This window comes from Kitasatospora sp. NEAU-69 (assembly GCF_057158765.1).
The window spans coordinates 217537-236613 of the sequence record NZ_JBWXUE010000002.1 but is presented as its reverse complement, the minus strand read 5'-3'; the positions used below and the strand labels follow the sequence as shown (position 1 = coordinate 236613).

The window sequence follows — 19077 nt, the reverse complement described above, 5'->3', positions numbered from 1 at the left end:
GGGCAACGGGCAACAGGGCTTCGGGCGCTGCTGCCCCTGCTGCCGCCGACCTGGCCGACGCCGGGTCGGCCGCCCCTGTCGGAGCCGGTGGCTCAGAGCAGCTTGGCCAGCGTGTCCGCACCCCGGTAGCCCGGGGCGACGCCGCCGACCAGCAGGACCTCGCCGACCGCGTGGTCGGTGCGCAGCGGCAGGATCTCCCGGTAGGCGGGGGAGTCGTACCAGGCCTGGGCCTGGGGGAGGTCCGGGAACTCGATGATGATCAGATCGCCGGTCCAGCTGCCTTCGCGCAGGTCGATCGGGTTGCCGTGGACCAGGAAGCGGCCACCGAAGGGGTCGAGGGTCGCGTCGACGCGCTCCAGGTACTCGATGATCGCGGGGCCGAACTGGACCTCGCGCAGGTTGGCGATGGCGTAGGCGGTCATGGCTTCCTCCGGTTCGTGGGGCTGCGCTCTCTGACATCCATGACGCTACGGGGGCCGGTCGGGCGGCGAATCAGTCAGCCATCAGTCGGGCAGCGGCCGATCGCTGTGCTGTGCCCGCTGGCCGACCGAGTGCCTGTTGCCCTGTTGCCCTGTTGCCCGGTTGCCCGGTTGCCCTGTTGCCCTGTTGCCCCGGTGTCCTGGTGCGCTGGCCAGAATGTGTGGATGACCGGAGTGATGAACGGCGTGCAGCGACGTACGGGGGATTCGATGGACAGCGGTGGCACGGTGGAGCTGGTCGTCTTCGACTGTGACGGGGTGCTGGTGGACAGCGAGCGGATCGCGGTCCGGGTGCAGGCCAGGGTCGGCGCCGAGCTCGGCTGGCCGCTGACCGAGGAGGAGGTGCTGGACCGCTTCGTCGGCCGTTCCGGTGCCTCGATCGGCGAGCAGATCGCCGAGCGGCTGGGCGCCGAGGCGGCGCAGCGCTGGGGCGAGCGGTTCGACGAACTGCACCGCGAGCTGGTGGACCGGGAGTTGACCGCGGTGGACGGGATACCCGAGGCACTGGCGGAGCTGCGGCTGCCGAGCTGCGTCGCGTCCAGCGGCAGCCACCAGAAGATGCGTCACACGCTCGGGCGCACCGGGCTGTACGACTACTTCGACGGTCGGATCTTCAGCGCCACCGAGGTCAGCCGGGGCAAGCCCGCTCCGGACCTGTTCCTGCACGCGGCGCGGCGGATGGGGGTGCGCCCCGAGGCCTGCGTGGTGGTGGAGGACAGCAAGTACGGGGTGCGGGCCGCGCGGGCGGCGGGGATGCGGGTGCTCGGCTACGCGGGCGGTCTGACGCCGGGGCAGTGGCTGGCGGACGAGGGCGCGCGGGTCTTCGAGGAGATGCGGGAGCTGCCGAGGCTCCTGGCGGAGCTGGGCGCCGAGGCTCTGGAGAGCGAGGCCCCGGAGAACGAGGCCAGGGGGAGCGTCGCAGCGGGCGTACCGGTACCCGGGACGGCCGGGTACGCGGCGGATGCGCAGGCGCTGGCCGAGCAGTACGAGAGCGTCAGCTTCGAGCAGGTGCACGCGCACGCGCTGCACCTGATGCCCGGCGCGCCGGTCCGGGTGCTCGACCTCGGCGCCGGCAGCGGACGGGACGCCGCCGCGCTGGCCCGCCGCGGCCACACCGTCACCGCCGCCGAGCCGACCGCCGAACTACGGGCGCTCGGCGCGCAGTTGCACGCCGACACCGCGCTCTCCTGGGTGGACGACGCGCTGCCCGGGCTGCCCCGGCTCACCGCCGCCGGGGAGCGGTACGAGCTGATCCTGCTGACCGCCGTCTGGATGCACCTGGATGCCGCCGAGCGCGCGGCCGCGATGCCGGTGGTGGCGGCGCTGCTCGCGCCTGGCGGCACGCTGCTGATGACGGTGCGCAGCGGGCCCGTTCCGGCCGGCCGCCGGATGTTCGAGGTACCGGCGGCGGAGGTCCGTGGCCAGGCCGCGGCGGCCGGCCTGCGGCTGGTGCATCAGCACGAGCGCGGGGACCTGCACGGGCGGGCCGGCGTGCAGTGGACCGAGCTCGCGTTCGTCCGGGAGGCGTGAGCGGAGCCGAGGCAGGTGGGCGGGAACGGAGGGCAGGGAGGAACGTAGGCAGGGAGGAACGAAGGTAGGAGCGCAGGTACGAGCGCAGGCGCCGGCCGGGAGCCGTCAGCAGGCCGGCCCGCCCTCCGGCAGGTGATCGCCGGCCCAGCGCCGCAGCTCGTTCAGGGCCGGGGTGAGTCCCTGCCCGGCCCCGGTCAGCCGGTAGCTGACCCGCAGCGGCGGGCCCTCGTCGACCTCGCGGAGCACCAGGCCCGCCTCGGCCAGCTCGGTGAGCCGGTCGGAGAGCATGCGCTCGCTGATCCCGGGGATGGCCCGGCGCAGCTCGGAGAAGTAGGCCGGGCCATTGCTCAGCACCGCGATCACCAGCCCGGACCAGCGCTTGCCGAGCAGCGCGAAGACCCTGGTCAGCCCGAGGTCGACGGCCTGGCACGCGGTGGGCGTGACGGTGCAGGGGTCCGACGCATCGGCTGCCCCCACCGAGATCCCAGTCGCTGTGCCGTGCACCGAGGGGTCCATCTCCAGCTCTGCCATGGGTCAAGGGTACGCGCCGCGCGCTAGTGACTGCAGAAAAGTAAGCTGCTACGGTAATGACAGCTGCCGGGGAAACAGCAGCTACTCACATTTTCGGAGGTTCGCCATGCCCATGCTGCTGCACATCGACTCCTCGTCCCTCGCCCAGGGCTCCATCTCCCGCGAGGTCACCGCGACCTTCCGTGCCGAGTGGGAGGCCGCGCACCCGGGCGGCACCGTGATCTACCGCGACCTGGCGGCCGCGCCGGTGCCACACCTGAGCGAGGCCGCCATCACCGCCGCCTTCACTCCGGCCGATCAGCTCTCCGAGGAGCAGCGGGCCGCCGACGAACTGCGCGAGGAGCTGATCCGCGAGCTGGAGACGGCCGACGCGGTGGTGATCGGCGCGCCGATGTACAACTTCAGCGTCCCGTCCGTGCTGAAGGCATGGCTGGACCAGGTGATCAAGATGGGCCGTACCGCGGGTGAGGGCGGCTCGGTCGTCGGCAAGCCGGTGACCGTGGTCGCGCCGCGTGGCGGCTCGTACGGTCCCGGCAGCCCGCGTGAGGACTTCGAGTTCGTCACGAACTTCCTGGACAAGGCGCTCGGCGGGTTCCTCGGCGTGGAGGTGGACTTCGTGGTCCCCGAGTTCACCATGGCCCGGCTCAACCCGGCGCTCGCGGAGTTCGTCGAGCACGCCGACGCCTCGAAGGCGCAGGCGCACCAGGAGGCCGCCGCCAGGGCGAAGGCACTGGCCGAGCGGTTCGCGGGCGCCGCGGCCTGACGGCCGGCCCGGGACAGCCGCGCCGTGACGACGGGGCGTGCGGCGCAGATTAGGTGACGGTGCGTCGGCTGACCATCCGTCATCGCACCATCCACGGGCGGTGACGGTGCTGCCCCTGCCGCTCACCCGCCCGGGCGCGCCTGCCGGGCAGGCGGGGGTGGTGGCTTCCATGCTGGTGCCGACCAGCGCCCACGTCCGGTCGGGCGCGGGCACCACCGTGGACCAGGGAGCACCAGTGACGCCGTCGCCGTCCGAACGGAACGTCGAAGCGAACGGCGGTGCCGACGGGGCCGCCGGACTGCGCCGAGTGCCGCCCTGGGGGCCCCACGGGCCGCAGGCCGGGGGCGGTGCCACGGCCGCCGGGCCGCCGGCCCCACCGCTGGAGGTCGAGGTCTTCACCGGCCCGGAGTCGGCGTTCTTCGTGACGTCCAGTCTGATCATGGGTGCCCGGGACGCGATCCTGGTCGACGCCCAGTTCACCCGCAGCGCCGGCCGGGAGCTGGCCGAGTGGATCGCCGGCAAGGGCCGCAACCTGCTCGCGGTGGTGATCACCCACCCGCACCCCGACCACTACTTCGGCGTCGAGGAGGTGCTCCGGCTCTTCCCGCAGGCCCATCTGCTGGCCGCGCCGCAGGTGGTGCACGAGATCGCCCGCACCGCCGCCGACAAGGTGCACCAGTGGCGGCCGGTCCACGGCGATGACATCCCGGACGCGCCGGTGCTGCCGCGCGCGCTGCTGCCGCAGCCGCTGATGATCGACCGTCAGCTGATCCGGGTGCTCTACCTCGGCCAGGGCGACTGTGCGGACAGCTGCGTGGTGCACGTGCCGACCGCGAGCACGGTGATCGCGGGGGACTGCGTCTACAACGGCACCCATGTGTGGACCGCCGAGACCACGCCCGAGCAGCGGGTGACCTGGACCCGCAACCTCGGCCGGATCGCCGAACTGGGCGCCCAGCGGGTGATCGCCGGGCACCGGGCCCCGGAGCAGAACGACGACGCCGTCCGGGTGCTCGCCTTCACGGGTGAGTACCTGCAGGACTTCGACCGGCTGCTCGCCCGGCACCCCGGGGACGCCGACGGCCTGGTCGCCGCCGTCAACGAGCGGTACGGAGGGCTGACGCTGCCGGCCATCCTGCAGGCGGGGGCGGTCGCGAACACCGAACGGCGGGACTCGGCCGCGTACGGGGAGGCGGGCGAGGCGACGGGCGAGGCGACGGGTCGGCAGATGGACGGGCAGATGGACGGGGAGACGGGCGGGGAAGCGCGGGGGGAGTGAGACCGTGGGGGTATGACTCCTGAGTTCGACGCGATCGTGCTGGCCGGCGGCGCTGCCCGTCGGCTCGGTGGCGCGCACAAGCCCGCGCTGACGGTCGGCGGCCGCACGCTGCTGGAGCGGGTGCTCACGGCCTGTGCCGGCGCCCGCAGCACGGTCGTGGTCGGGCCGGTGCTGCCGCTCGCGAATGCCGATGCCGGTGCCGGAGCGGCCGCCGATGCCGGAGCCGCGACCGGCGCCGGCCGGCCGTTCAGCGGGGTCGGCTGGACCAGGGAGGACCCGCCGGGTGGCGGGCCGGTGGCCGCGGTGGCGGCCGGGCTGGCGGACCAGCGGATCAGTGCGGAGCTGGTGCTGCTGCTCGCGGCCGACCTGCCGTTCCTGGACTCCGGGACGGTCCTGGCGCTGGTGGCCGCCGTCCGGGGCGAGGTGGAGGCGGCGATGCTGGTCGATGCGGCCGGCCGGGACCAGCCGCTCGCGGCCGCTTACCGTGGCACCGCGCTGCGGGCGGCGCTCGCGGAGCTGGGCGCGCCGGCCGGCCGGCCGCTGCGCCGGCTGGTCGGCGGGCTGCACACCGTCCGGCTGGCGGACCCGGGCGACGTCTCGTTCGACTGCGACACCTGGGAGGAGCTCGCCGAGGCCCGGCGGCGGACCGACCTGACCTAGGCCCTGTCCGGCGCTGTCCGGCCGTGGCGCTTCACGAGGTCCGGAAGGCGTGGTGAGCGAAATGACGCACATTGCTCACCACCGGAACACAGCACAGTGCGCTCGATCAGGCAGCATTGACGTCCATGGAACGCACGCTGGACGACTGGATGGCCGAGGCCGCGACCGAACTGGGGATCGACCTCGACGTTGACATCCGTGGATTGCTCGACCTGACCCGGGTCGTCGCGCACGGGGTGGAGCGGCCGGCGGCGCCGCTGACGGCCTTCCTGGTCGGTTACGCGGCGGCGGCGCGGGGCGGTGGCCCGGCGGCGGTGGCCGAGGCCTCCCGGCAGATGGCCGCGCTCGCCGAGCGCTGGACGGCGGCGGCTGCCGATCCGGCGGCACCCGTTGAGCCGGGCGCCGCCGGCCCGGCGGACCGTCAGCCGTGAGCGCCGCCGCCTCCCGGCTCGGGGAGCCCGGCGCGGACTTCCCGCTCGCGTCGGCTCCGCGCGACGCCGCCTGGTCGCAGGCCCGGGCCGTGGCGCACCGGGCCGCCCGCGCGCCGCTGCCCCCGGTGGAGTGCGAGCTCGCCGCCGCGGCCGGCCGCACGCTCGCCGTACCGCTGACCGCGCTCACCGACCTGCCCGCCTTCGACACCTCGGCGATGGACGGCTGGGCGGTCTCCGGCCCCGGCCCGTGGCGGCTCGCCGGTCAGGTGCTGGCCGGCCGGACCCCGCCGCCGCTGGCCGACGGCTGGGCGACCGGCATCGCCACCGGCGCGCAGCTGCCGCCCGGCGCGACCGCCGTGCTGCGCCGCGAGCACGGGGAGGTCGAGCCCTCGGCCGTGCACGAGGGGATGCTGCGGCCGACCGTCCCCGGCACCCCGGTGCCCGGTCAGGACGTGCGTCCGCGTGCCCAGGAGTGCCGGCGCGGCGAGGAGCTGCTGCCTGCCGGTACCGCCGTCACCGCGGCCGTCCTCGGCCTCGCCGCGGCCTGCGGCTACGACCGGCTGTCGGTCCGTCGCGCGCCGACCGTCGAGCTGCTGGTGCTCGGTGACGAGCTGCTGCAGTTCGGCCTGCCCGCTCCCGGGCTGGTCCGCGACGCGCTCGGTCCGCTGCTGCAGCCGTGGCTGGTGGCGGCCGGTGCCGAGCTGCTCGGCCGGCGCACCGTGCGGGACGACTTCGGGCTGCTCCGGGACGCGATCCGGCACTCGCCGGCCGAGCTGGTGGTCACCACCGGGGGAACGGCGGCCGGGCCGGTCGACTTCCTGCACGCGGCGCTCGCGGAGACCGGTGGGCGGCTGCTGGTGGACGGTGTCTCGGTCCGTCCTGGCCACCCGATGCTGCTCGCCGAGCTGCCGCCCGCCACGCCCGGTGGGGTGGCGCGCCATCTGGTCGGCCTGCCCGGCAACCCGCTGGCCGCCGTCGCCGGGGCCGTCACGCTCGCGCTGCCGCTGCTGCGTGGGCTGGCCGGGCGGCCGGCCGCCGACGGGCGGTTCGTGCTCGCCGCCGTGGCCCTGGCCGGGCACCCCGCGGACACCCGGCTGCTGCCGGTCCGGCTGACCGAGCGCGGGGCGCTGCCGCTGGCCTTCGACGGGCCGGCCATGCTGCGCGGCCTGGCGCTCGCGGACGCACTCGCCGTGCTGCCGCCCGGTGGGGTGCGGGCGGGGGAGCGGGTGGAACTGGTGCAGACACCGGGGTAGGCAGGGGCTGGTCGGCGCGACACGGGCCCGGGAGCCCCGCATGCTTGATCGCATGAGGAGCCGTCAGCGTCGCGTCCGGCCGGCCCGGCGGCAGGCGGATGCCGAGGGGGACGCCCGGATCGCGCTGCCGGCCCGGGGCAGCGCGCCGCCGCTGCGCCAGGTCGGGCTGCGGCTCGCGGTGGCGCTGGCGGTGCTGCTCGCCACCACGCTGATCGTCTGGCTCGACCGGTCCGGTTACCGGGACAGCGCCGGCGGCAGCCTCGACCTGCTGGACGCCGCGTACTACGCGACCGTCACGCTCTCCACCACCGGCTACGGCGACATCACCCCGGTCAGCTCCGGCGCGCGGCTGACCAACATCCTGGTGATCACGCCGCTGCGCGTGGTCTTCCTGATCATCCTGGTCGGCACCACGCTGGAGGTGCTCGCCGAACGCACCCGCCAGCAGTGGCGGGTCGGACGATGGAGGTCCTCCGTGCACGAGCACGCCGTGATCGTCGGCTACGGCACCAAGGGGCGCAGCGCCGTGCAGACGCTGCTCGGGCAGGGGGTGCCCAAGGAGTCCATCGTGGTGGTCGATCCGCAGCGCCGGGTGATCGAGCAGGCCACCCAGGACGGGCTGGTCGGCGTCGTCGGCGATGCGACCAGGACGGAGACGCTGATCCGCGCCGAGCTGCCCAGGGCCGCGCAGATCGTGGTGGCACCCGAGCGCGATGACACCGCTGTGCTGATCACATTGACGGCTCGTCAGCTGAACAAGTTCGCCACCGTGGTCGCCGCCGTCCGGGAGGACGAGAACGCCCCGCTGCTGCGGCAGAGCGGCGCGGACGTGGTGGTGACCAGCTCCAGCTCGGTCGGCCGGCTGCTCGGGCTGTCGATGCTCAGCCCGAACGCCGGGGCCGTGATGGAGGACCTGCTCACCTACGGGCGCGGGCTGAACGTGGTCGAACGCCCGGTCAGCCGCGCCGAGGAGGGCCGCAGCCCGCGTGACTGCGCGGACCTGGTGGTCGCGGTGGTGCGCGGGCGGCGGATCATCAACTTCGCCGACCCCGAGGCCGCGACCCTTCAGCTGACCGACCGGGTGATCACCATCCAGCGCTCCGCGCCGGAGACGGCCGAGCGGACCCGCTAGGCCGTCTTCCTCTGTATCCGATGTATCCGACAGGCCCTAGCGGGCCCGCTCGGCCGCCCGGACGGTGTGCCGCAGCAGCAGTGCGGTGGTCACCGGGCCGACTCCGCCGGGCACCGGGGTGAGGGCGGCCGCCCGGCCCTCGACCGCGGCGGCGTCCACGTCGCCGGTCAGCCCGCCCTCCGGCGTCGGGTTGGTGCCGACGTCGATCACCACGGCGCCTGGCTTGACGTGCTCCGCCGTGATCAGGCCGGCCCGGCCGACGGCGGCCACCAGGACGTCCGCCCTGCTCGTGACGGCGGCCAGGTCGGCGGTGCGCGAGTGGCAGACCGTCACCGTGGCGTCCCGGTCGAGCAGCAGGTGCGCGGCCGGCTTGCCGACCACCGTGGAGCGCCCCACCACCGCGACCTGACGGCCGGCCAGCGGGATCCGGTAGTGCTCCAGCAGCGCCACCACGGCCTCGGCGGTGGCCGGTGCGAAGGCGGGCAGCCCGCTGGCGAGCCGGCCGAGCGAGAGCGGGTTCGCGCCGTCCACGTCCTTCTCGACGGCGATCGCCGAGGCGAGGTCCTCCCGCGCGGCCTCGCCCGGCAGCGGGGTCTGCAGGATGATGCCGTGCACCGCGTCGTCGGCGCCGAGCTGCTCCAGCCGCTCGCGGATCGCGGCGGCCGAGGCCTCCGGCCCGAGGTCGTGGACGGTGCAGCGCAGCCCGGTCTTCTCGGCCGCGCGGGCGATCGAGCGCACGTACCAGGCGCTCGACTCGTCGGCGGTCGCGGTCACCACGGCGAGCTGCGGCGGGCGCCCCGCGGCGGTCAGCTCGGCCGCCCGCTCGGCGGCCTCGGCCCGGATCGCGGTGGCCAGCGGGCTGCCGGTCAGCTGCTCGGTGCTCGCTCGGTCGGTGCTCGCTGGGTCGGTGCTCACTTGGCGATCTCCTCTCGGACGGCGGCGGTGATCCGCTCGGCGCGGGCGGCGATCTCGTCCACCCGGGCGGTCTCGGCGAGCAGGCCGCTGCGCACCTTCTCGTCCCGGATCCCGCCCAGGTTGATCTCCACGTTGACCCGCGCGGTGGCCGCGGCGGCCCGGGCGGCCTCGGCCGCGGCGGCGACGTCGGTGATCACGTTCGGGTTGCCGATCGGCAGCAGTGCCTCGGCCAGCTCGACCGCGTCCAGTGCGGCGGTGATCACCTCGGCCGGCGGGCGGGCGGCGCCGACCAGGGCCTGCGCGATCGCGGCCGACCGCGCCGCCGTCTCCTCCTCGCTCGCCTTCGGCAGCTGGTACGCCCGGGAGACCGCGGTGAACGCCGCCGCGTCCTGCTCGGCGAGGGTCAGCGCCTGCCCGCGCAGCGCGTCGGCCTCGCGGATGATCCGCTCCACCACCGGCTGGTGCGCGGCGTACTTCTCCCCGGTGCTGTAACGGGCCACCATCGCCAGCAGTGCGGCCGCCTGCGCGGCGTGCAGAGCGGCCGACGCGCCACCCCCGGGGGCGGGCACCCGGTCGGCCAGTCGGTCCAGGAATTCGCTGATCGTCTCGTCGCGCACGGCGGCTCTTCCTTCGAAGGGGCGGTGGCTGCATCCTGCCATAACTGACGAAGTGTCAGATCCGTCTCCCGGGCGCCCCGCGCGGCCCGCTCCGACCACGGTGAACTGGGGGAATCCGGTGGGGAGTCGGCAGATGACGCGGCCGTACGGGGAGCGTGACGGTCCGCGGGGCGCGGGGCTGTCATCGGTTCGGCCGAGGGCGTCTGACGCCCGTTTGCCGGGCGCGCCGAGTAGCTTCGACCCATGTACGCATTCACGATTCCCCAGCCAGGCGGGCCCGAGGCGCTGACCTGGACCAAGGTCCCCGACCCGGTGCCGGCCGAGGGCGAAGTCCTGGTCGAGGTCGCGGCCACCGCCGTCAACCGAGCCGACCTGCTGCAGCGTCAGGGCCACTACAACCCGCCGCCGGGAGCCTCGCCGTACCCCGGCCTGGAGTGCTCCGGCCGGATCGTCGCGCTCGGCCCCGGCGTCGCCGGCTGGGCCGAGGGTGACGAGGTGTGCGCGCTGCTGGCGGGCGGCGGCTACGCGGAGAAGGTGGCCGTCCCGGTCGGCCAGCTGCTGCCGATCCCGCGCGGGCTGGGCCTGGTGGCGGCGGCCGCGCTGCCGGAGGTGACGGCCACGGTGTGGTCGAACGTCTTCCTCGTCGCGCACCTGCGCCCCGGTGAGACGGTGCTGCTGCACGGCGGTGCGAGCGGCATCGGCACGATGGCTACGCAGCTGGGCAAGGCGGTCGGCGCGAAGGTGATCGTCACGGCCGGCAGCGCGAAGAAGCTGGCGCGCTGCAAGGAGTTGGGCGCTGACGTGCTGGTGAACTACCGCGAGCAGGACTTCGTGGCCGCGGTGAAGGAGGCGACCGGCGGGCACGGCGCGGACGTGATCCTGGACATCATGGGCGCCAAGTACCTGCCGCGGAACGTGGACGCGCTGGCGGTCTCGGGGCGTCTGGTGATCATCGGACTGCAGGGTGGGGTGAAGGGCGAGATCGACCTGTCCACGCTGCTCGCGAAGCGGGCGGCGGTGGTGGCGACCTCGCTGCGGCCGCGGCCGCTGGCGGAGAAGGCCGCGATCGTGGCGGCGGTGCGCGAGCACGTCTGGCCGCTGATCGAGTCGGGCGTGGTGAAGCCGGTGATCGACCGGGTGCTGCCGATGACCGAGGCGGCCGAGGCGCACCGGGCGCTGGAGGCGGGGGAGCAGGTGGGGAAGGTCGTGCTGCAGGTGTGACCGGGCGCGGTCGCTGACCTCACCGGACCCCGCTCGGCCGGCCACGGCGGGGCGGGGTCCGGGTGGGTCTCCGCCGCCCTCTCCGCCCCCTTCTCCACCCGGTTTTCTCCACCCTGTTTCTCCACCCTGGCTCCACCCTGGGGTCGAAGCCACGGGCGAGTGGTGCGCCGTACCTTGGCAGTGCTCGGTGAGGCGCCGGGAAAGCCCGTGATGGACAAGGGAGTTGCACCATGCTGATAGGTCTGATCATCCGTCTGTTCAGACGGCTGAAGAGTGGCCGCTGAGGGCTCTGCCCGTACTTAGGCGCTCAGCGCTCTGCCCGTATTCGGGTGCTCAGCGTGTTGCCCGTACTCAGGTTGGTGCGGCCTCCCCGGCGGGCGGGGTGCGGTGGCTCGTCACGCATCGAACATGGCTGGTTCTGCACTGCGGCGGTGGATGTCGGCGGCTGGATCCTTTGCACATCCAGCACAAGCACCCCAGGGCCGACCGGCATGCGGGGGCGGTGTCGCGACGCTCGGATTCTCCCCCCGGCCTTCGGCCGGGAGGTGCCCCACGGACGGCGCTCCCCACGCACCCCCCCATCGGTCGGTCGGTCCCACCCCACAAGGAGGTTGACGTGCCCACCACTCTCGACAGCCAGGTCGGCCGGATCATGGCGGCCTGGCTCGGCGGTGCCGAGTCGGCGTTCGGTCTGGAGAACCCGGCCGGTCCGCTCTACGTCGGCGGCGCCGCTGCCCAGGCCGCGCTCACCGACAGCACCGATGCGCTGATGGCGTTCTGTTCCAGCCCCAGCGGTTCGCAGCACAGCTACTGCTGCTGAGTCACCCCGGGCCGCGCACCCGCTGTGGGTGCGCGGCCCACCCGGCCGACCGTCGCGCGAGAGGGGAGAACAAGGTGGACTGGTTTGCCGAGCCGATGGCGGCGCTGGCGGCTCCGCTGCTCGACCGCTTCGACAAGGAACTCGCCCAGCTGGTCGAACTGGCCCCCGAGGAGCGGCGGGTGATCAGGGCGGCTGCCGAGCGGGCCGTGCTGGACCTGCTCCAGGTCAAGCTGAGCCGGGTCTTCCTGCTGGAGCTCCACCAGGCCTCGCTGGCGGGCCGGTTGCCGGGTGAGCAGCCGCAGGAGCGCTGGCTGGCCTTCGTCGCACTGGCCCGTACCCCCGACTTCCTGGCCGAGCTGGCCGACCGCTACCCGGTGCTGCACGAGCGGGCCGAGACGGTCGTGCTCCGGCAGCTGGACGCCGTGCTCGTGCTGGCCCGCCGGCTGGTCTCGGACCGGACCGGCTTCGCCGAGCTGCTCGGCGGGGCGCCCGGCCTGCTGCTCGCGGTGGAGCTCGGCGCGGGTGACCCGCACCGCGGCGGGCATGCGGTGGCACTGCTGGAGTTCGAGCACGGGCGGCTCGTCTACAAACCGCGCCCGGTCGAGGTGGACGCCGCGCTCGCGGATTTCCTGCACCGGGTGCAGCCCGCGGGGTCGGACGGTGGCCGCGCGCTGCGGGTGCCGCCGGTGCTGGTCCGCGCGGGTTACGGCTGGGCGGCCCACATCGAGCACCGGTACTGCGCCGATGATGCCGAACTGGCCATTTTCTACCGGCGGTTGGGCCACCTGCTGGCCGTCATGCGGCTACTCGGCGGCACCGATCTGCATGCTGAGAACCTGATCGCCTGTGGTCCCGACCCGGTGGTGGTGGACGCCGAGACGCTCTTCACTCCCGACCCGCCGACCTCGCCGAGCGGTCGCGGTGAGGCCGTTGACCTGGCCTACCGGCTGATCCGCCGTACGGTGCTGCGCACCGGGATCCTGCCGCTGCGCGCCGATGGCTACTCGCTGGCCGGTGTCGACATCTCCGCGGCCGGTTCGCTGCCCGGGCAGCAGCCGCGGATCCGGGTGCCGGTGATCGCCGGCGGGGGCACCGATGCGGCCCGGATGGCGATCGACGTGGTGGACCTGCCACCGAGCCGCAACCACCCCAGCCCGCAGCCGGTGCTGATCCGCTACTGGGACCAAGTCGTCATCGGGTTCCGAGAGTTGACCGAGCGCCTGCGGGGGCTTGCCGACCGCGGCGAGCTCGCGCCGGCCCTGCAGGGGTTCCACGGCAGCGTGGTGCGGCTGCTCCGCCGGCCTACCCAGAGCTATGTGGAGATCGGCCGGATGCTCTGGCACCCGGCCTCGCTGCACGATCCGGCCGCCGCGCGGCACCGCGGCCGGGAGATCCTGAGCGGCAACGGCGCCGCGCTGCCCGGTGCGCCGACCGATCTCGCCACCATCGACAGCGAGATCGCCGACCTGCTCGCGGGCGACATCCCGGTCTTCACGTTCGTGGTGGACGAGCAGGTGCTGGCCGCCGTGCTGGCCGACTGGCATGCGGCCGACCTCGCCCAGGAGGAGGATGTGATCCGCAGCGCGCTGGTCGGGGCGTATCTGAACGAGCGCCAACTGCCGCCGCGGGTACAGGTTCCGGCGACCGCGCCGGTCGGCGGCGCGGTGGACCGGCGGCGCCGGGCGATCGCCGCGACGGCCGTTCGGAGCCTGTGCGAGCACGCGGTGGTCGGCGCGGACGGGACGGCGACCTGGGTCAGCCCGGTCCTGATCAGGGCCGGGTGGGCGATCCGGCCACTCACCGCGGACCTGTACAGCGGGCAGGGCGGAGTCGTGCTGGCACTGGCCCAGTACCGGGCCGAGCAGCGGGCGGGGCGAGCGGACGCCGTGCCGGAGCTCGACGGCGTACCCGGGCTGGACGCGGTGCTGGACGGTGCGCTGCGGGTGCTGGCCGCGACCGAGGAGCTGACCAGGACCGCGGAGATCGGCGGCTTCATCGGCCTCGCCTCGCAGCTGTGGACCTGGGCGGCGCTGTACCAGGTGCTGGGCGAGCCGGGGCTGCTGGACCGGGCCTGCGAGCGGGCAGCCCTGATCACGCCGGCCGCGATCGCCGACGACCGCGACCTGGATCTGCTGAGCGGCGCCGCCGGGGCGATCGTTCCGCTCCTCGCCCTGGCCGAACTGACCGGCTCGGAGCGCTGGTTGGCCACGGCTGCGGAGGCCGGCCGGCAACTGGAGCGGACCGCGTTGCTGAACGGGCGCGGCGCCCGCTGGGCCACCGTGCTCGCACCTGAGGGCATCGGCGGTTTCGCGCACGGTGCGACCGGGATCGGCTGGGCGCTCAGCCGGCTGGCAGGCTCGGCCGCCGGCGGCCCGGCGGATCGCCGGCGCTGGCGCGAACTGGCCAGGCATGCCTTCGAGTTCGAGCATTCACTGTTCGACGGACGGGTGGCGGCCTGGCGGGATGCCCGGGTCGGGAGCCAGACCGAGTTCCCGACCGCCTGGTGCCACGGCGGCACCGGGATCGGCCTGGCCGCCGCCGACCTCTACCGCCGCACCGGTCACCCCGATCAGCTGGAGACCGCGCGCCGCTCGCTGCCCGCCACGCTGCGCGAGGGCTTCGGCTGGAGCCACACGCTCTGCCACGGGGACCTGGGCCTGCGGGAGTTGCTGGGCGTCCTGGCGACCACGCTGCCGGAGTACGGCGGACCGGCGCTGGACTGGGCGGACGCCGAGCTGCTGAGCGGCATCGAGGAGCGCGGGCCGGTGGGCGGTATCGCGAAGGAGGCGTTCGCGCCCGGGTTGATGCCGGGGCTCGCGGGCGTGGTCAACGCGATGCTGCGGCTGCATCCGGAGCACCGGGTGGCTTCGCCGCTGTTGCAGGAGCTGCTGCCGGGGCCCGGTGGCTCGCTGGCTCGGTAGTCGACGGTCGGCGGGCGGCGGTTGGTGGACCGGTGGGTCGGCGGTCAGTGGGTCGGCGTGGCGACCGGCAGGTCGGACCGGTGGATCTCCACCCAGCGGGCGCCGAAGCAGCGGTAGTACGAGGAGCCGGCGATCCCGAGGCCGTCGTCCACACAGGGCGTGGTCGGGTCGATCCGCGGCAGGCCGAAGGAGCAGGCCGTCGGATCGGCCGACTTCACGCAGTCGTCGGGGCGGAAACCGTCACCGGACGCGGCGATGCTGGTGGGCAGCGTGGTGGACGCCCGGGTCGGCGTCTTGGTGGCCTGGGCAGTGGTGTGCTTGGCCGGGCCGGCCGGGGCGATGGTCCCGCAGCTGCTGATGGTCAGCAGGACAGCGGCGGCGCCGACGACGAGCTGCGCGATGCGGTTGGCGGTCACGGGCCGGGAATCTATCAGCACGTACGTTCGTATGCGATGGCGTTTCGGTCGGCCCGTGACCGAGTTCGTGACCGGGTGAGGAGGGCGGTGTCAGCGGGCGGCGGTGATCTGCGGCGGTGTGGTGCCGAGCCACCAGGTGGGGTTGGCGGTGCCGTCGGTGGTGCGCCCGTCGCTGTGGACGTAGTGGCGCACGTCGCGGCCCGGCTCGCGGAACTCGCCGTTCAGCGCGCGCTCGACCCATTCGGCGCCGAAGCGGAAGACCTCGGCGGCGGTGCCGCCCAGCGGGTGGAACTCGTTCTCGTAGACGCGCATCTCCTTGGGGGCGCGGATCCGCTCGTAGTTCGCCAGGGCCTGCTCCAGCTGGGTGAGTTCGTCGAACTCGCCGATGCCGAAGACGACCGGGCAGGTGATGTCCCGGACCAGGTCGCCGAGCGGCATGTGGGCGACGAGGTCGTTGTCGAAGGCGGCCTCGTCGGTGTACCCGGCCATGAACATGTAGTTGTTCTTGAAGGTGGGCTGGGCGCGCTCGAAGATGGTGGTGAAATCGCCGGTGACGGCTTCGAACGCGGCGAGCGCGGCCAGGCGGGGGTCGGTGGCGGCGGCGCGCGAGCCCCAGTAGCCGCTCATCGAGATGCCGAACATGCCGATCCGGGCCGGGTCCACCTCCGGGAGCGAGGCGAGGTGGTCGATGTAGCGGCTGATCGCGCGCTCGTAGTTGGTGAGGTCGACGGTCAGGCCCTTCGCCCGGGACTCGCCCTGGCCGGGGCCCTCGATGGAGAGGGCGACGATGCCGCGCGAGGTGTAGTAGCGCTCGGCCGCGTAGATGTAGTCCTCCTTGATCATGTCCATCCCCGGGCCGAGGATCACCGCGGGGGCGCCCTGGACCTCGCCGGCGGGCAGGTGCAGCAGGGCGAAGATCCGCCGGCCCTCGAAGTCCAGCTCGACCCGGCGCACCCGGCCGCCGCGCAGCGCGCCCAGCCGCGCCACGCAGTGGTTGGCGTGCTCGCGGAAGGCGAGCTTGCGCGGGTCGGCGGCGTCGAAGATCGAGTACTGGGCGCGGCCCCACATCACCGAGGCGCGCACGTACAGGTCGGCGGCGGTCTGCGCGAAGCCGCCGCGCTCGTGGTGCGCCGCGCGCTCCTCGGCCTGTCCGGCCACGGTGGCCCACGCCTTGGGCAGCATCACGCCGCTCTGCACCAGGGCGAAGACCTTGTCGAAGTCGGTGTGGTCGTGGCCGAGCTGCTCCAGGGTGCCCTTGGCCTGGGGGTGCAGGGCGTCGAAGCCGCCCTGGGCGAGGGCGATGTCCAGGGCCCAGCTCTGGCCGGTCGAACGAACGGTCATGGGGTGCCTCCTCGAAAGCGGTTTGGCTAAGTACTTAGATATTAAGTACTTAAGCTAAGCTGCCTGTCAACTGTCGATCCCCGAGCCGGAAGGCCCGCCCATGCCAGCGCAGCCCGCTGAATCCGCCGCTGAGCCCGCAGCTGATCGCGCAGCTGACTCCACGCCTGAATCTGCGGCCGGGGTCGGGCGGGAGCGGGCTCTCGATCAGCTCGCCCGTGCCGCCTACAGCCTCAGCGCCGCCGATGCCCGGCTGCGCGGCCGGGCGACCCGCACGCCGGGCGCGCTCTCCCTCACGCACGCCCGCGCGCTGCGCGTGCTCGCCGAGCACGGCCCGCTCCCGATCGGGCAGTTGGCCGCCGCGACCGAGACCACCGGCGCTGCGGCCACGCAGTTGGTCAACGGCCTCGTCGCGGCCGGCTATGTCACCCGCGAACGTCCCGAGGGCGACAAGCGCTCGGTGCTGGTCGCTCCCACCGAGGCCGGTCGGGCCCGCCATCAGGAGCGGCAGGCCGGGCTGGTGGAGTCGCTGGGAGTCGCGCTGGCCGGTCACGACGCCGCCGCGCTCGCCGCCGCGACCGACGTGCTGCGCCAGCTGGCCGCGATCTACGACCGGCTCTGACGGCCGCAGTCAGCCGTCCGTTCCGGCGGCATGCGCGGAGGCGGTCATGCGCGCCGGCGGCCGTCGGCGCCGGCTGTGGCGTTAGCTGCGACTGCGGCTGACGCCGACTCGCCCGCTCGCGGCTCTGGTCAGGCATCCCGCAGATAGGTAAGGTGTGCTTGCGGCAAGCACCTATTACAGCAAGCACCTATTACAACAAGTACCTATGACGACAACGCAGGAGGCGGCCATGCCGGATGCCAGGATCAGCGAGCTCGTCCGCGAGTGGATCGACGGCTGGATCGTCTCGCGCGGCGGCTCGGAGCCGATCGAGGAGCCGTGGGGCTGGACGATCGACGTCGGGCAGGCCAAGCACGTCTCGCGGCACGTGCTGCCCGAGCCCACCGAGCCCGACGTCCGCAAGATCGTCGCCGGGACGAGCGCGCCGGGCACCTGGCTGAAGCTCTTCGCCGAGGACGAGACGGTCCTGCCCTGGCTCGGCCCCGGCTGGCAGATCGACCAGCCGGGCTTCCTGATGACCTGTCCGCTGGTGGCCGACAGCCCCGAGGTGCCGGCCGGTTACGTGCTCACCAGCTGGACCCGGGCCGACGTCACCCGGGTGCTGGTCCGCACTCCCGACGGGCACTTCGCCGCCCGCGGCCAGATCGCCATGACCGGCGCCACCGCGGTCGCCGACCAGATCGAGACCGCCGCCGACCACCGCCGCAAGGGCCTCGGCAGCCTGGTGATGCGCACGCTGCAGAACGCCGCGTACGAGTCCGGCGCGCGCACCGGCCTGCTGGTCGGCACGCCCGAGGGGCAGGCGCTCTACACCTCGCTGGGCTGGACCACCCGCTCCCCGATGGCGAGCCTCTGGTACGAGCCCGCGGCCTGAGAAGGCACCACCAGGGCACGCCGCGGCCCGCCTGGCAGGGACTCCCGCGTTCGGAATGCCCGCCCCGGCGGTCTGTGTGACGCTTGGTCCCGGAGCTGTCCCGCTGCCGGCGCCGCCCTCGGGCCGTCGGCCGTCGGAAGGACCGTCGTCCGTGGCAACGACCTCGCTCTCGTCCCTCCCGCCCGACATCCCGCCCAGCACCCCTGCCTGCGTGCCGCCCGGCCGCGCCGGCCGGACCTGCACCTCGGTGCGGACCGCGCTGGCCCGGCGCCTGGCCGCCGGAGCAGGGCTGACCGCCCCGGTTCTGCTCATCGTGGTGCTGCCCGCGACCGCGCAGGCGGCCGATGGCGGCAACGGCCCGGTCGGGGTGGCACCGAGCAGTGTGGTGCTGCCGACCGCCGCCGCCGAGGAGACCGGACTGCCCAGGCCGGGGCCGATATTCCGGCCGTCGGCACCGCCCCCCGGTGGCGGTTCGGCGGCGCACCCCTCCGATGGCGGAGCGACCCCGGGCCAGTCGGCGGCCTCGGCAGCGCCCGTACCGACCACCGCACCGACCACCGCATCGTCGGCTACTGGCTCCGGCCGACCCGGCGCCGGCTCGAGCAGCCCGGCGAGTCCCGGCCCGACCGGCTCCGCCCGTCCCACGGGCACCACTGGCCCCACCGGCACCGCGAGCCCGGCACCGAGCCGCCCGGGCTCCCCGTCTGCCACCCCCTCCGCCACCCCGAGCACGAACGCGAGCACAGGCGCGAGCGCGAGTGCGACCCCGAGCGGCCGGCAGAGCGCCGGTGCGCCGCCGAGCGGCCCGGCCGCCTCGGCCCCGCCGTCCGATCAGCCCTCCGACCGGCCGTCCACGCTGGTGGAGCCGCTCACCGGCCGGACCGTCCCGGCCGGCCCGCCGGTTGCCGAGGCGGTCGCACCGCCGGGCGACGATGGCAGCGTGGCCGCCGTGCCGCCGGCCGGGGCACCCCTGAGCACAGCCGTACCAGGAGCACCGGGCGCACTGGGCCTGCCGACCGCCGCGGCCGCAGCCGCCGGGCCGGGCGACCCGGCGCCCTCGGTCGCCGACACGCCGCCCGCGGCCGCAGCGCTCCCGGTGCTCCCGGCGCTGTCCGCCGCGGCCCAGCAGAGCGCCGTCGGCTGGCGTGATCCGGCCACTCTGGTGCTGCCGCTCGGCGCCGGTCTGGTGCTGATCGGCTGTGGACTGGGGCTCGTCGGCCTGCGGCTGCGCCGCGGGTGAGCATTGTGTGAACAGCGCAGGTCGGTTGACCCTCC

The 19077-nt window shown here is 74.3% G+C and carries 18 protein-coding genes and 1 pseudogene; 13 read left to right on the top strand and 6 right to left on the bottom strand.

The window, feature by feature from the left end; all coding sequences use genetic code 11:
* Positions 1-92: 92 nt before the first annotated feature.
* Complete coding sequence (locus AC060L_RS03155; RefSeq protein ID WP_483796829.1) at positions 93-422, bottom strand: DUF1330 domain-containing protein; 330 nt, start codon at positions 420-422, stop codon at positions 93-95.
* 222 nt (positions 423-644) lie between these two features.
* On the opposite strand from AC060L_RS03155, the gene AC060L_RS03150 reads away from it, so the two are divergent.
* Positions 645-2009 carry an HAD-IA family hydrolase gene (locus AC060L_RS03150; protein WP_483796828.1) on the top strand — a complete coding sequence of 455 codons (1365 nt, stop codon included), beginning with the start codon at positions 645-647 and terminating at the stop codon, positions 2007-2009.
* A 105-nt stretch (positions 2010-2114) separates the two neighbouring features.
* Here AC060L_RS03150 and AC060L_RS03145 read toward each other — a convergent pair whose 3' ends face one another.
* On the bottom strand, positions 2115-2540 hold the full coding sequence (locus AC060L_RS03145; protein WP_483796827.1) for a winged helix-turn-helix transcriptional regulator: 426 nt from the start codon (positions 2538-2540) through the stop codon (positions 2115-2117).
* Positions 2541-2646: 106 nt separating this feature from the next.
* On the opposite strand from AC060L_RS03145, the gene AC060L_RS03140 reads away from it, so the two are divergent.
* From AC060L_RS03140 to AC060L_RS03115, 6 genes and pseudogenes are all read left to right on the top strand, one after another.
* The gene (locus AC060L_RS03140) at positions 2647-3303 is read left to right on the top strand and encodes an FMN-dependent NADH-azoreductase (protein ID WP_483796826.1); all 657 of its coding nucleotides are present in this window, start codon (positions 2647-2649) and stop codon (positions 3301-3303) included.
* Between the two features lie 100 nt (positions 3304-3403).
* Positions 3404-4582 (top strand): MBL fold metallo-hydrolase, encoded by a 1179-nt coding sequence (locus tag AC060L_RS03135; RefSeq protein WP_483796825.1) that lies wholly within the window; start codon positions 3404-3406, stop codon positions 4580-4582.
* Between the two features lie 12 nt (positions 4583-4594).
* Entirely contained in the window at positions 4595-5242 is a 648-nt protein-coding gene (mobA, locus tag AC060L_RS03130; RefSeq protein WP_483796824.1) for a molybdenum cofactor guanylyltransferase, read from the top strand.
* A gap of 98 nt (positions 5243-5340) precedes the next feature.
* Positions 5341-5673 (top strand): annotated as a pseudogene (locus tag AC060L_RS03125) (DUF6457 domain-containing protein); the annotation flags it as partial.
* Entirely contained in the window at positions 5670-6926 is a 1257-nt protein-coding gene (locus tag AC060L_RS03120) for a molybdopterin molybdotransferase MoeA (protein WP_483796823.1), read from the top strand. The pseudogene AC060L_RS03125 and the gene AC060L_RS03120, both read left to right, overlap by 4 nt.
* A 52-nt stretch (positions 6927-6978) precedes the next feature.
* Positions 6979-8058, top strand: coding sequence for a potassium channel family protein (locus AC060L_RS03115; protein WP_483796822.1), 1080 nt, complete (start codon positions 6979-6981; stop codon positions 8056-8058).
* Between the two features lie 36 nt (positions 8059-8094).
* Here the strand turns inward: AC060L_RS03115 and AC060L_RS03110 are convergent, their stop codons facing one another.
* Both AC060L_RS03110 and AC060L_RS03105 read right to left on the bottom strand, forming a co-directional pair.
* Positions 8095-8973 carry a bifunctional 5,10-methylenetetrahydrofolate dehydrogenase/5,10-methenyltetrahydrofolate cyclohydrolase gene (locus AC060L_RS03110; RefSeq protein WP_483796821.1) on the bottom strand — a complete coding sequence of 293 codons (879 nt, stop codon included), beginning with the start codon at positions 8971-8973 and terminating at the stop codon, positions 8095-8097.
* Positions 8970-9590: a cyclodeaminase/cyclohydrolase family protein gene (locus tag AC060L_RS03105; protein ID WP_483796820.1), complete on the bottom strand. Its 621-nt coding sequence runs from the start codon at positions 9588-9590 to the stop codon at positions 8970-8972. Before AC060L_RS03105 ends, AC060L_RS03110 begins: the two co-directional genes overlap by 4 nt.
* A gap of 243 nt (positions 9591-9833) precedes the next feature.
* Here AC060L_RS03105 and AC060L_RS03100 point away from each other — a divergent pair, with 243 nt between their 5' ends.
* From AC060L_RS03100 to AC060L_RS03090, 3 genes are all read left to right on the top strand, one after another.
* The gene (locus tag AC060L_RS03100; protein WP_483796819.1) at positions 9834-10811 is read left to right on the top strand and encodes an NAD(P)H-quinone oxidoreductase; all 978 of its coding nucleotides are present in this window, start codon (positions 9834-9836) and stop codon (positions 10809-10811) included.
* A gap of 616 nt (positions 10812-11427) precedes the next feature.
* The gene (locus AC060L_RS03095) at positions 11428-11631 is read left to right on the top strand and encodes a DUF6229 family protein (RefSeq protein ID WP_483796818.1); all 204 of its coding nucleotides are present in this window, start codon (positions 11428-11430) and stop codon (positions 11629-11631) included.
* Positions 11632-11705: 74 nt separating this feature from the next.
* Positions 11706-14552, top strand: a complete 2847-nt coding sequence (locus tag AC060L_RS03090) for a type 2 lanthipeptide synthetase LanM family protein (RefSeq protein ID WP_483796817.1) — start codon at positions 11706-11708, stop codon at positions 14550-14552.
* Positions 14553-14596: 44 nt separating this feature from the next.
* Here the strand turns inward: AC060L_RS03090 and AC060L_RS03085 are convergent, their stop codons facing one another.
* Both AC060L_RS03085 and AC060L_RS03080 read right to left on the bottom strand, forming a co-directional pair.
* Positions 14597-14968 (bottom strand): hypothetical protein, encoded by a 372-nt coding sequence (locus AC060L_RS03085; RefSeq protein WP_483796816.1) that lies wholly within the window; start codon positions 14966-14968, stop codon positions 14597-14599.
* A 90-nt stretch (positions 14969-15058) separates the two neighbouring features.
* Positions 15059-16309 carry an alpha/beta hydrolase gene (locus AC060L_RS03080; protein WP_483796815.1) on the bottom strand — a complete coding sequence of 417 codons (1251 nt, stop codon included), beginning with the start codon at positions 16307-16309 and terminating at the stop codon, positions 15059-15061.
* A gap of 100 nt (positions 16310-16409) precedes the next feature.
* Between AC060L_RS03080 and AC060L_RS03075 the strand changes: the two genes are divergently transcribed.
* The 3 genes from AC060L_RS03075 to AC060L_RS03065 all read left to right on the top strand — a co-directional run bounded on the left by AC060L_RS03075 (position 16410) and on the right by AC060L_RS03065 (position 19042).
* Positions 16410-16928 carry a MarR family transcriptional regulator gene (locus tag AC060L_RS03075; RefSeq protein WP_483796814.1) on the top strand — a complete coding sequence of 173 codons (519 nt, stop codon included), beginning with the start codon at positions 16410-16412 and terminating at the stop codon, positions 16926-16928.
* A gap of 205 nt (positions 16929-17133) precedes the next feature.
* The gene (locus AC060L_RS03070; protein WP_483796813.1) at positions 17134-17802 is read left to right on the top strand and encodes a GNAT family N-acetyltransferase; all 669 of its coding nucleotides are present in this window, start codon (positions 17134-17136) and stop codon (positions 17800-17802) included.
* Between the two features lie 151 nt (positions 17803-17953).
* On the top strand, positions 17954-19042 hold the full coding sequence (locus tag AC060L_RS03065; RefSeq protein ID WP_483796812.1) for a hypothetical protein: 1089 nt from the start codon (positions 17954-17956) through the stop codon (positions 19040-19042).
* The last annotated feature ends 35 nt before the right edge of the window (positions 19043-19077 follow it).

Bases quoted from the DNA above. Each gene is read 5' to 3' on its own strand.
- AC060L_RS03145 (WP_483796827.1), bottom strand. From the start codon at position 2,540: ATGGCAGAGCTGGAGATGGACCCCTCGGTGCACGGCACAGCGACTGGG.
- AC060L_RS03075 (WP_483796814.1), top strand. From the start codon at position 16,410: ATGCCAGCGCAGCCCGCTGAATCCGCCGCTGAGCCCGCAGCTGATCGC.
- AC060L_RS03155 (WP_483796829.1), bottom strand. From the start codon at position 422: ATGACCGCCTACGCCATCGCCAACCTGCGCGAGGTCCAGTTCGGCCCC.
- AC060L_RS03070 (WP_483796813.1), top strand. From the start codon at position 17,134: ATGACGACAACGCAGGAGGCGGCCATGCCGGATGCCAGGATCAGCGAG.
- AC060L_RS03140 (WP_483796826.1), top strand. From the start codon at position 2,647: ATGCCCATGCTGCTGCACATCGACTCCTCGTCCCTCGCCCAGGGCTCC.
- AC060L_RS03115 (WP_483796822.1), top strand. From the start codon at position 6,979: ATGAGGAGCCGTCAGCGTCGCGTCCGGCCGGCCCGGCGGCAGGCGGAT.
- AC060L_RS03100 (WP_483796819.1), top strand. From the start codon at position 9,834: ATGTACGCATTCACGATTCCCCAGCCAGGCGGGCCCGAGGCGCTGACC.
- AC060L_RS03150 (WP_483796828.1), top strand. From the start codon at position 645: ATGACCGGAGTGATGAACGGCGTGCAGCGACGTACGGGGGATTCGATG.
- mobA (WP_483796824.1), top strand. From the start codon at position 4,595: ATGACTCCTGAGTTCGACGCGATCGTGCTGGCCGGCGGCGCTGCCCGT.
- AC060L_RS03080 (WP_483796815.1), bottom strand. From the start codon at position 16,309: ATGACCGTTCGTTCGACCGGCCAGAGCTGGGCCCTGGACATCGCCCTC.